Source organism: Streptomyces sp. NPDC060035 (assembly GCF_042736635.1).
Classification (GTDB): Bacteria; Actinomycetota; Actinomycetes; order Streptomycetales; family Streptomycetaceae; genus Streptomyces.
Window position 1 is genome coordinate 209,404 of record NZ_JBHWVO010000005.1, and the last position, 11,167, is coordinate 220,570.

Genomic DNA, 11,167 nt, shown 5'->3' on the forward strand with positions numbered 1-11,167 from the left:
GGGCAAGAGCATGCGGCGCTTCGGAGCGGTACGGCAATACCGCTCCGGTCGCTGGACCGCGTCGTACCTCGATTCCACGGGGGAGCGGCGCCGCGCACCGGAATCCTTCGCTACGAAGACGGACGCGGAGGTCTGGCTGTCGCAGGTGGAGGCTGACCTCACCCGCGGGGACTGGCGAGACCCTGATGCGGGAGCAGTCAACTTCGGTGAGTACGCACTGAAGTGGGTGGATGAGCGGGAACTCGCGGCGACGACTGATGAGCTCTACCGGCGCCTGCTGCGGCTGCACATCCTTCCCGGATTCGAAAGCAGTGACCTCGATCAGATCACCGCTCCCAGGGTCAGAGAGTGGCGGGCAGAGCGTCGCAAGGCCACCGGAGCGACGACCGTGGCCAAGTCGTACCGGCTGCTGAAAGCGATCCTCGAAACGGCCACCGACGATGAACTGATCCGCCGCAACCCCTGCCGCATCCGTGGCGCGGGCAAGGAGTCGCCTGCCGAGCGCGACATCGCCACGGTGGAGCAGGTGGACGCGCTAGCGGCAGCGGTCGGCATCCGGTGGCGCCTCATGGTCTACCTCGGTGCCTACGGCCCGCTGCGGCCGGAGGAACAGGCAGAGCTTCGCCGCAAGGACGTGGACCTTGACGCGATGACCGTCCGGGTTCGCAAGGCAGCCCCGGAGCTGAACACCGGGGAGCGGGCCCTGGGCGACACCAAGTCGGAGGCCGGTAAGCGGTACGTGATTCTGCCGGCCTTTCTCCATCTGGATCTGCGGAGGCATCTCGACTGGTACGCGGAGAAGGGACCGGAGGGACTGCTTTTCGTGGGGGAGCAGGGAGCGCCCTTCCGTCGCTCATCCTTCGGGCGGAAGTGGCGCAAGGCGCGACGCGCGGTCGGTATGCCTGACAGCTTTCGTTTCTACGATCTTCGTCACACGGGGCACACGTTGGCCACGCGCTCGGGGGCGACGCTCAAAGACACGATGGTCCGGGCCGGACAGTCGTCCGAGAAGGCCGCGTTGATCTATCAGCACTCGGATCACGAGCGGCAGAGAGAGGTGGCGAGCGGGCTGGACAAGATGGTCCGGGCCGCTCGGGTGAAGGGCTCTGAACAGCCAAAAGACGGTCAAGGTGGTGCGGAGGTGGTGCGCGACGCCTAGACCGGTCTAGACAACAAAGAAGCCCCGGCCCGCTGGCCTGGGGCTTTTTCATGGAGCGGGTGACGAGAATCGAACTCGCGCTCTGAGCTTGGGAAGCTCATGTTCTACCATTAAACTACACCCGCGAAGCGTGCCGATGACCGGCAGTGCATCGCCGCACACTCTACCTCATGGCAGGCCCCCGGCGTGTTCGCCGTGGGGCCCCTCCGGTGTTTCGCCGGATGGATGCGGGTGCGCCGGGCGGGAGTTGGAGGGGTAGCGTAGACGGGCGGAGTGCCGCCTGGAGTGGCGTCCTGTTCATCCCCTAATGTGGCGGTCTCGTCCAAGGCTTGGTTGGGGAAGGGACTTGATGGAGTCGATGGAGCGCACCGTCGTCCGCTGTGCCGAGGGGCACGTCTTTGCTACCTCGTCGTTCCCGATGCAGCAGCTCGGGTCCGACCGGATCGGTCCGGGGCGGCTCATCCGCTGTCCGCGCTGTGCCCGGTTGAGGCAGGCCGTTCCTGTGGTGCTCGGGGAGCGGTAGCGGCGGCAGGGAGTGGTGGAGCAGGCGCGCGGGGCGGTCCGGTTGGGGCGGGCTCGCGCGTTCTGCGTATCCTCGGTGCGTGCTTCTCTCAGATAAGGACCTCCGGGCCGAGATCGATGCCGGGCGGGTTCGCATTGATCCGTTCGACGCGTCGATGGTGCAGCCCTCGAGCATCGATGTGCGGCTGGACCGCTACTTCCGGGTGTTCGAGAACCACCGCTATCCGCATATTGACCCAGCGGTCGAGCAGGTGGACCTGACCCGTACGGTCGAGCCGGAGGGTGACGAGGCGTTCATCCTTCACCCCGGTGAATTCGTACTGGCGTCGACGTACGAGGTCATCTCGCTCCCCGACGATCTTGCGTCGCGGCTGGAGGGGAAGAGCTCGCTGGGACGCCTCGGGCTGGTGACGCATTCGACGGCCGGCTTCATCGACCCCGGGTTTTCGGGGCACGTGACTCTGGAGCTCTCGAATCTGGCGACGCTGCCGATCAAGCTCTGGCCGGGGATGAAGATCGGGCAGCTGTGTATGTTCCGGCTGACCTCGCCGTCCGAGTTCCCGTACGGTTCCGAGCGGTACGGGTCGCGCTACCAGGGGCAGCGGGGGCCGACGGCCTCGCGTTCGTACATGAACTTCCACCGGACTCAGGTGTGAGGCGGCATGGCTGATGAGGCGCGGGAGAATCTGACGTACGAGGCCTTCGGGCTCGCCGTGCGTGAGCTTGCGCAGGCGGTGGCCGACGACGGGTACGAGCCGGATGTCGTGCTGAGCATCGCGCGCGGCGGGGTCTTCGTCGCGGGCGGCCTTGCGTACGCGCTGGACTGCAAGAACATCCACCTGGTGAACGTGGAGTTCTACACCGGGGTCGGGACGACCCTGGACATGCCCGTCATGCTGGCGCCCGTGCCGAACGCCATCGACTTCACGCGGAAGAAAGTCCTCATCGCCGACGATGTGGCGGACACGGGCAAGACGCTGAAGCTGGTGCGCGACTTCTGTATCGACCATGTGGCCGAGGTGCGCAGTGCGGTCATCTACGAGAAGTCGCAGTCGCTCGTGAAATGCGAGTACGTGTGGAAGAAGACCGATCAGTGGATCAACTTCCCGTGGAGCGTCGAGAAGCCCGTCGTGCGCCGTGCGGGGCAGGTTCTCGACTCGTAGACCTGCGGGCGGACGTGGGAAGGGCCCCGGTGCCGAGCACCGGGGCCCTTCCGCGCAGTGTCGGGGTCAGATCGTGCCGAGCTTGATGATCGACAGCAGGGCGATCAGCTGGATCGCGGAGGCCCCCAGGGCCTTCGGCCACGGCAGGTCGTGCGACTTGCTCACCATGGAGGTGAACAGCGCTCCGGCGGCCAGCCAGGTCACCCAGCCGACGATCTGTACCAGCGAGTTCTCGCCGCCCAGGAACAGGGCGAAGACAAGGCGGGGGGCGTCCGTGATCGACATGATCAGCATGGACAGGCCCACGGTCGGCTGCCAGGAGCCCGTGCCGCCGAGCTGGCGGGCCAGGGTGTGGGTGACCGCGCCGAGGACCAGGCCGCCGATGACGAAGCCGATGCCCGTGATCACGACGTACGGGATGGCCGTGGAGACCTCCGCGTGGATCGCCTCGTCGCGGGCCTGGTCGAAGCCGAAGAGCGCGAGCAGGCCGTACACGAACGTGACGACGAGCGCGGGTCCCCAGACCGGGTGGTCGCGCATCTGCCAGAACGTCGGGCCGGGGCGCAGCACCACGCCGCTCAGCAGCTGCTTCCAGTGCAGGCGCGGGCCTGCGGGCTGGGCGGGGGCCTGGCCGCCCTGGTAGGTGTTCCCGTCGCCGTACGGGTCCTCGTTGATGCTGAAGGCCTGTGTGTGGCCCGGGGCGTTGGCGTACGGGTCCTGTTGAGGGTGCTGGTGGTACGGGTCGCCGAAGTACTCCGGTTCGCCGTGTCCGCCCCCCTGCCCCTGTCCGTTGCCGCCGTGCCCGCCGTTGTACGGGGCGCCCTGAGGGCCGCCGTACGGTGCGCCGTTGCTTCCTGCCGGAGGCCACGACTGCCGGCCGTACGGCTGCGGTGGTGCCTGCGTGCCGTACGGCTGTTGCTGCTGCGGGTGTTGCTGCTGCGTGCGGTTGTCCCGGCCGCGTCCGATCCTGAATCCAGCCACGCATCGAACGTACCTGGTCCGTGCGGGTGCGGTGGGTGAGCCGGGGGAACACGGGTGCCATTGCGGCCTACCTGTGACATCCCCTAGGGGAACCCTGGGGGGTCTGCCGCAGGGGCTCAGCGCAGGAACAGGGCCGTGGAGAAACTGATCCCGGGGCGGCCGGGAGTGGTGGCCGGGTACAGGGCGATGAGGTCCGCCTCCTCGCCCCGGTGTGTACGGACCACGGTGTCCGGCTTCCTGTCGCCGTCGAAGTCCGCGTAGCCGAGCAGTGCCGTCTCCGCGGGCTCGGCGGAACCGGAGCCGCGGACCGGCGCCGTCGGGATGCCGTTCGGCGGGGCCTCGAAGCGGTAGGTGCCGCCGGGGCGGGCCGGGCCGTTCGGGGTGCCGAGCAGCAGCGTGCCCCTGGCCGCCGCGCCGGGCGCGTGGGGCTTGGCGGTGTGGACGAGGTCGTCGTAGCCGTCGCCGTTCGTGTCGGCCTTCGGCACGGGGGCGAAGAGGTACGGTCCGCCGCCCGGGAGGGACTCGGCGCCGCGCGGCGCCCCGGCGCGGGTGAAGGGGCCGCGGAGGTGGCTGATCCTGCCCTCGCCCGCCGTCACGACGAGGTCGGTGTGCTCGTCCCCGTCGAAGTCACCGCACACGGGGTGGTCGGGCCACTCGTTGCCGTACCTGGCCGTGTCCGGGATGCGGAGCGTGACGGCCCTGCCGGTCAGGCCTCCGGGCGAGCCGAAGAGGACCTGGAGCGGCACGGGCGGGCGGCCGATGCCGTCGTACGGAGGATCCGTGGCCACGATCAGGTCGGTGAAGCCGTCCGCGTCGAGGTCGCACGCCGTCTGGGCGTCGAACGCGGCGGGGAGGGTGTCGCCGAACTTCGCCGCGTGGGTGCGGGCGCTCAGCAGCCGGCGGGAGCCGGGTTCGAGGGCGCGGCCGGCGGAGCCGTACACGATGCCGATGCCGGCGTCGTCGCCGTGGCTGTCCTCGGGAGCCTTCACCAGGTCGTCGATGACGAGGTCCCGGTGGCCGTCCCCGTTGAAGTCGTCGGCGGTGCGGCTGCCCCGGCCGCGCGGGACGGGCAGCCGCGGGGTGTCCGCCCGGCCGGCGAGGGCTTCGGGCGGGGCGTCGCCGTTCTTGCCCGTCGGGGCGGCGGGCGCCGACGGGGAGGGTGCGTGCGCCGAGGAGGGGCCCGAGCAGGCCGTCAGCAGGAGCAGGCCGACGCAGGCCGCCGCGAGCGGTGCTGCCGTCGCGGCCTTCGCCGTTGCGATCCGTATCCGCACGGGCACCTCATCCGTCTCGTACGCCTCTGTGGGTTGTGTGCGACCCACATGATGCATGAACGGCGGAAGCGGCCGGTCCTGCCCCCGAGGCAGGTCCGGCCGCTTCCGCCGCGCGACAGCGTCTGTTACTTCACCGGCTCGGGTTCCGGCTGGTCCGCCGGTTCCGTGTCGCCCGCCGGGTCCGCGGGGATCTTCACCGACTCCAGGAGGAGCTGCGAGACGTCGACCACCTGGATCGACTCCTTCGCCTGGCCGTCGTTCTTCTTGCCGTTGACCGAGTCGGTCAGCATGACGAGGCAGAACGGGCAGGCGGTGGAGACGATGTCCGGGTTGAGGGAGAGGGCTTCGTCGACGCGCTCGTTGTTGATGCGCTTGCCGATCCGCTCCTCCATCCACATCCGGGCACCACCGGCACCGCAGCAGAAGCCGCGCTCCTTGTGGCGGTGCATCTCCTCGTTCCGCAGGCCCGGGACCTTCGCGATGATCTCGCGCGGGGGCGTGTAGATCTTGTTGTGACGGCCCAGGTAGCAGGGGTCGTGGTACGTGATCAGGCCCTCGACCGGCGTCACCGGGATCAGCTTGCCCTCGTCCACCAGGTGCTGGAGCAGCTGCGTGTGGTGGATGACCTCGTACTCGCCGCCGAGCTGCGGGTACTCGTTCGCGATGGTGTTGAAGCAGTGCGGACAGGTCGCGACGATCTTCTTCGACGACTTCGGCTTCTTCGTCTCCGGCTCGTCGTCGTCCTCGCCGAACGCCATGTTCAGCATCGCGACGTTCTCCTGGCCGAGCTGCTGGAACAGCGGCTCGTTGCCGAGGCGGCGGGCCGAGTCACCGGTGCACTTCTCGTCGCCGCCCATGATCGCGAACTTGACGCCCGCGATGTGGAGGAGTTCCGCGAAGGCCTTCGTCGTCTTCTTGGCACGGTCCTCGAGAGCGCCCGCGCAGCCGACCCAGTACAGGTAGTCGATCTCGCTGAGGTCCTCGACGTCCTTGCCGACGATCGGGACCTCGAAGTCGACCTCCTTGGTCCACTCCACGCGCTGCTTCTTGGCAAGCCCCCAGGGGTTGCCCTTCTTCTCCAGGTTCTTGAGCATCGTGCCCGCCTCGGACGGGAACGCGGACTCGATCATCACCTGGTAGCGGCGCATGTCGACGATGTGGTCGATGTGCTCGATGTCGACCGGGCACTGCTCCACGCACGCACCGCAGGTGGTGCAGGACCAGAGGACGTCCGGGTCGATGACGCCGTTCTCCTCGGCGGTGCCGATGAGGGGGCGCTCGGCCTCCGCGAGGGCGGCCGCGGGAACGTCCTTGAGCTGCTCCGCGGTCGCCTTCTCGTTGCCCTCCATGTCCTTGCCGCCGCCGGCCAGCAGGTACGGGGCCTTGGCGTGCGCGTGGTCGCGCAGGGACATGATCAGCAGCTTCGGGGAGAGCGGCTTGCCCGTGTTCCAGGCGGGGCACTGCGACTGGCAGCGACCGCACTCGGTACACGTGGAGAAGTCGAGGATGCCCTTCCAGGAGAACTGCTCGACCTGGGAGACACCGAAGACGTCGTCCTCGCCCGGGTCCTCGAAGTCGATCTCCTTGCCGCCCGATGTCATGGGCTGCAGTGCGCCGAGCGCGACCTCGCCGTCGGCGTTCCGCTTGAACCAGATGTTCGGGAAGCCGAGGAAGCGGTGCCAGGCGACACCCATGTTGGTGTTGAGCGAGACCGTGATCATCCAGATCAGCGAGGTGCCGATCTTGATCATCGCGGTGAAGTAGATCAGGCTCTGGAGCGAACCGAGCGCGAGGCCCTTGAAGGCGAGCACCAGGGGGTACGAGACGAAGTACGCGGCCTCGTAGCCCTCGACATGGTGGATCGCGCCCTCGAGGCCGCGCAGGGCCAGGATGGCCAGGCCGATGATCAGGATGATGTACTCGACGAAGTACGCCTGCCAGGCCTTGGAGCCGGCGAAGCGCGACTTGCGGCCTGCCCGGGAGGGCAGGTTCAGCAGCCGGATGGCCATCAGCGTGACGATGCCGAGCACGGTCATGATGCCGATGAACTCGATGTACATCTCGAACGGCAGCCAGCCGCCGACGATCGGCAGCACCCAGTCGGCCTGGAAGAGCTGTCCGTACGCCTGGAGCAGCGTCGGCGGCAGAGTCAGGAAGCCGATCGCGACGAACCAGTGGGCGAAGCCCACGATCCCCCACCGGTTCATCCGGGTGTGGCCGAGGAACTCCTTGACCAGGGTGATCGTGCGCTGCTTGGGGTCGTCGGTGCGGCTGCCTGCCGGGACCGGCTGTCCGAGACGGATGAACCGGTAGATCTGCGCGACGGCTCGGGCGATGAGCGCAACGCCGACGACAGTCAGCACCAGCGACACGATGATCGCGGCGAGTTGCATTGGGGGCTCCTCGGGCCTGCGAGGGTGGGATCCAGCACGTACAAGCGATTACTAAGCAGTAACTTAATCAGTCTGTGCTGACACTATCCACTTATTCCGCCACGCTGTAGCCGGGCGGGCGGTGATCTGTGTCGCTCAGGTGAGCCTTGCTCCGCCGGGCGGGCCCGCGGAGTGCCGTGCGCAGCTGGATGCGTACGGATTGCGCCAGGATCGCCAGGTCGAGTCCCGTCCCATGATGCTCGGCGTAGTACGCGTCGAGCAGGGCGGGTTCGTCCCAGGGCATTCCGGAGCGGGCTCGCACCTGGGCCAGCCCGGTCAGGCCCGGCCGCAGCTCCTGCCGCCAGTTCCGGCATCCCTGCCCTTCGGCTGCCGGATCGCCGGGTGCGAGGGGCGCCGGACCGACCAGGGAGAGCTCTCCCCGTACGACGTGGGGCAGCCGGGACAGCAGGTCGAGGCGGAGTCTGCGGGTGCGCAGGGAGCGCAGCTCGAAGGGCCGGCCGCCGAGGCCGGTCCGGATGTCGCGTCTCAGTACGCCTCCGGGCCGGAACGCAAGGACGAGGGCGCCGACGGCGAGGGCGGGGGAGGTCAGGGCCAGCAGGGCCGAGCCGAGCACCAGGTCCAGGCTCCGCTTGGCGGTCATGGCTGCCAGATGCGCTGCTGCGAACCCGGCCGCGCGGGCCGCCGCCCGTGCCGCCGTGGCTGTGGCGGGGTGCGTCGTCCTTCGTACCGCAGTCTGCTTCGCGTTCTGCATCGCACCTGCCCGGGATCCGTGACGTGCCGTTATGACCGTCTCACTGCATTTTGTGACAGAACGATCCCACGATGCGATGGTGGGGCGGGGGTGTCCGGCGTGGCGGGGGTGCCGGGTGTCGCGCTCGACGGCAGAGGGGCGTTCATGTGTGCAGCAGATAAAAATCCCAGGTGGGGATGGGTCTGAGCACCTTAGTTGAGCCCATGTGACTCAGGTCCTTTGACTCGGGAGCGGGTGTCGTGCATCCTTGAGTCAGATCCACTCAAGTAGTCAGTTGGAGGAATCGAAATGGCACGTGCGGTCGGCATCGACCTGGGCACGACTAACTCCGTCGTGAGCGTTCTCGAAGGCGGCGAGCCCACCGTCATCACCAACGCCGAAGGCGCCAGGACCACGCCGTCCGTCGTCGCCTTCGCGAAGAACGGCGAGGTGCTCGTCGGCGAGGTCGCCAAGCGCCAGGCAGTCACGAACGTCGACAGGACGATTCGTTCCGTCAAGCGCCACATGGGCACTGACTGGAAGATCGAGATCGACGGCAAGGGCTTCAACCCGCAGCAGATGAGCGCCTTCATCCTGCAGAAGCTCAAGCGTGACGCCGAGGCATACCTGGGCGAGAAGGTGGCCGACGCGGTCATCACCGTCCCGGCGTACTTCAACGACTCCGAGCGCCAGGCGACGAAGGAGGCCGGCGAGATCGCGGGCCTGAACGTCCTGCGCATCGTCAACGAGCCGACGGCCGCCGCGCTGGCGTACGGGCTCGACAAGGACGACCAGACGATCCTCGTCTTCGACCTCGGTGGCGGCACCTTCGACGTGTCGCTCCTGGAGATCGGTGACGGCGTCGTCGAGGTGAAGGCCACCAACGGTGACAACCACCTCGGTGGTGACGACTGGGACCAGCGCGTCGTCGACTACCTGGTGAAGCAGTTCGCCAACGGGCACGGCGTGGACCTGTCCAAGGACAAGATGGCTCTCCAGCGTCTCCGCGAAGCCGCGGAGAAGGCGAAGATCGAGCTCTCGTCCTCGACCGAGACCACGATCAACCTGCCCTACATCACCGCTTCGGCCGAGGGCCCGCTGCACCTGGACGAGAAGCTCACGCGCTCGCAGTTCCAGCAGCTCACCGCTGACCTCCTGGACCGCTGCAAGAACCCGTTCCAGAACGTCATCAAGGACGCGGGCATCCAGCTCTCCGAGATCGACCACGTCGTTCTCGTCGGTGGCTCGACCCGTATGCCGGCCGTCGCCGAGCTCGTCAAGGAGCTCACGGGCGGCCAGGACGCCAACAAGGGCGTGAACCCGGACGAGGTCGTCGCCATCGGAGCCTCGCTCCAGGCCGGTGTCCTCAAGGGTGAGGTCAAGGACGTCCTGCTCCTCGACGTGACCCCGCTGTCCCTCGGTATCGAGACCAAGGGAGGGATCATGACCAAGCTCATCGAGCGCAACACCACGATCCCGACCAAGCGTTCCGAGATCTTCACGACGGCCGAGGACAACCAGCCGTCCGTGCAGATCCAGGTCTACCAGGGCGAGCGCGAGATCGCGGCGTACAACAAGAAGCTCGGGATGTTCGAGCTGACCGGTCTGCCGCCGGCCCCGCGTGGTGTCCCGCAGATCGAGGTCGCGTTCGACATCGACGCGAACGGCATCATGCACGTCGCTGCCAAGGACCTCGGCACCGGCAAGGAGCAGAAGATGACCGTCACCGGTGGCTCCTCGCTGCCGAAGGACGAGGTCAACCGGATGCGCGAAGAGGCCGAGCAGTACGCCGACGAGGACCACCGTCGTCGCGAGGCCGCCGAGTCGCGCAACCAGGGCGAGCAGCTCGTCTACCAGACGGAGAAGTTCCTCAAGGACAACGAGGACAAGGTCCCCGGTGACGTGAAGGCGGAGGTGGAGACCGCGCTCACCGAGCTGAAGGAGAAGCTCAAGGGCGAGGACGCCGCCGAGATCCGTACCGCCACCGAGAAGGTCGCGGCCGTCTCCCAGAAGCTGGGCCAGGCGATGTACGCCAATGCCCAGACCGACGGTGCGACGCCGGGCTCCGACACTCCGGGCGACGACGGCGCCAAGGCCGATGACGATGTCGTCGACGCCGAGATCGTGGACGACGAGAAGGACAACAAGGGCGGTGCGGCGTGACCGAGGAGACTCCGGGCTTCGACGAGAAGCCCGACGTCCCCTCCGGCGCCAACTCCGACGACGTCGAGCCGCAGGCCGCCACCCCCTCCTCCGAGGAGGCGGCGGCCCCGGCCGGGGACGTACAGCAGACAGCGGCCCTGACGGCGCAGCTGGACCAGGTCCGTACCGCGCTCGGTGAGCGCACGGCCGACCTCCAGCGGCTGCAGGCCGAGTACCAGAACTACCGCCGGCGGGTCGAGCGGGACAGGGTGCAGGTCAAGGAGGTCGCAGTCGCGGGCCTTCTGTCCGAGCTCCTGCCCGTGCTGGACGACGTCGGTCGCGCACGGGAGCACGGCGAGCTGGTCGGCGGCTTCAAGTCGGTGGCCGAATCGCTGGAGACGGTCGTCGCGAAGCTGGGCCTGCACCAGTTCGGCGAGGAGGGCGAGCCCTTCGACCCGACGATCCACGAGGCCCTGATGCACAGCTACGCACCGGACGTCACCGAGACGACCTGCGTGGCGATCCTGCAGCCTGGGTACCGCATCGGGGAGCGCACCATCCGCCCCGCGCGGGTGGCCGTGGCCGAGCCGCAGCCGGGCGCGACGCCCGCGGCGGCGAAGGAAGAGAAGGCAGACGACGAGGAGAGCGGTGGCACCGAAGAGGTCTGACATCCAGTCCGACCACTGCGGTGAACACCGACGGGGCGTGGGGGGGGGGCCCCGGGCCGGCGCGCGGGCCCGCCGGGCGGGCGGGGGGGGGGGGAGGGGGGACAGGGCATTCTGGTGGAGTTGAGGATAAAAGAGGGA

9 protein-coding genes and 1 tRNA gene are annotated in these 11,167 nt (G+C 68.2%); 5 read left to right on the forward strand and 5 right to left on the reverse strand.

The genetic code is table 11. The features are described from left to right. Positions 1-10 precede the first annotated feature (10 nt). Positions 11-1,159 carry a tyrosine-type recombinase/integrase gene (locus tag ACFWBQ_RS10160; RefSeq protein WP_385486485.1) on the forward strand — a complete coding sequence of 383 codons (1,149 nt, stop codon included), beginning with the start codon at positions 11-13 and terminating at the stop codon, positions 1,157-1,159. Positions 1,160-1,210: 51 nt separating this feature from the next. Here ACFWBQ_RS10160 and ACFWBQ_RS10165 read toward each other — a convergent pair. Beyond that, positions 1,211-1,284 (reverse strand) — tRNA-Gly (locus tag ACFWBQ_RS10165). Between the two features lie 477 nt (positions 1,285-1,761). Between ACFWBQ_RS10165 and dcd the strand changes: the two genes are divergently transcribed. Next, positions 1,762-2,337 (forward strand): dCTP deaminase, encoded by a 576-nt coding sequence (gene dcd / locus ACFWBQ_RS10170; RefSeq protein ID WP_329209486.1) that lies wholly within the window; start codon positions 1,762-1,764, stop codon positions 2,335-2,337. Positions 2,338-2,343: 6 nt separating this feature from the next. Beyond that, positions 2,344-2,844 carry a phosphoribosyltransferase gene (locus ACFWBQ_RS10175; RefSeq protein ID WP_385486132.1) on the forward strand — a complete coding sequence of 167 codons (501 nt, stop codon included), beginning with the start codon at positions 2,344-2,346 and terminating at the stop codon, positions 2,842-2,844. 66 nt (positions 2,845-2,910) lie between these two features. On the opposite strand, the gene ACFWBQ_RS10180 is transcribed toward ACFWBQ_RS10175, so the two are convergent. From ACFWBQ_RS10180 to ACFWBQ_RS10195, 4 genes are all read right to left on the reverse strand, one after another. Next, positions 2,911-3,825: a Yip1 family protein gene (locus ACFWBQ_RS10180; RefSeq protein WP_385486134.1), complete on the reverse strand. Its 915-nt coding sequence runs from the start codon at positions 3,823-3,825 to the stop codon at positions 2,911-2,913. Positions 3,826-3,941: 116 nt separating this feature from the next. Then, positions 3,942-5,096, reverse strand: a complete 1,155-nt coding sequence (locus ACFWBQ_RS10185; RefSeq protein ID WP_385486136.1) for an FG-GAP repeat domain-containing protein — start codon at positions 5,094-5,096, stop codon at positions 3,942-3,944. 125 nt (positions 5,097-5,221) lie between these two features. After that, positions 5,222-7,489, reverse strand: a complete 2,268-nt coding sequence (locus ACFWBQ_RS10190; protein WP_385486138.1) for a heterodisulfide reductase-related iron-sulfur binding cluster — start codon at positions 7,487-7,489, stop codon at positions 5,222-5,224. Between the two features lie 91 nt (positions 7,490-7,580). Next, on the reverse strand, positions 7,581-8,240 hold the full coding sequence (locus ACFWBQ_RS10195) for a sugar transferase (protein ID WP_385486140.1): 660 nt from the start codon (positions 8,238-8,240) through the stop codon (positions 7,581-7,583). Positions 8,241-8,528: 288 nt separating this feature from the next. Here ACFWBQ_RS10195 and dnaK point away from each other — a divergent pair, with 288 nt between their 5' ends. Both dnaK and grpE read left to right on the forward strand, forming a co-directional pair. Then, positions 8,529-10,382, forward strand: coding sequence for a molecular chaperone DnaK (gene dnaK, locus ACFWBQ_RS10200; protein ID WP_385486142.1), 1,854 nt, complete (start codon positions 8,529-8,531; stop codon positions 10,380-10,382). Beyond that, positions 10,379-11,029 (forward strand): nucleotide exchange factor GrpE, encoded by a 651-nt coding sequence (gene grpE / locus ACFWBQ_RS10205; protein ID WP_385486144.1) that lies wholly within the window; start codon positions 10,379-10,381, stop codon positions 11,027-11,029. The genes dnaK and grpE overlap by 4 nt, the downstream gene beginning before the upstream one ends. Positions 11,030-11,167: the final 138 nt, after the last annotated feature.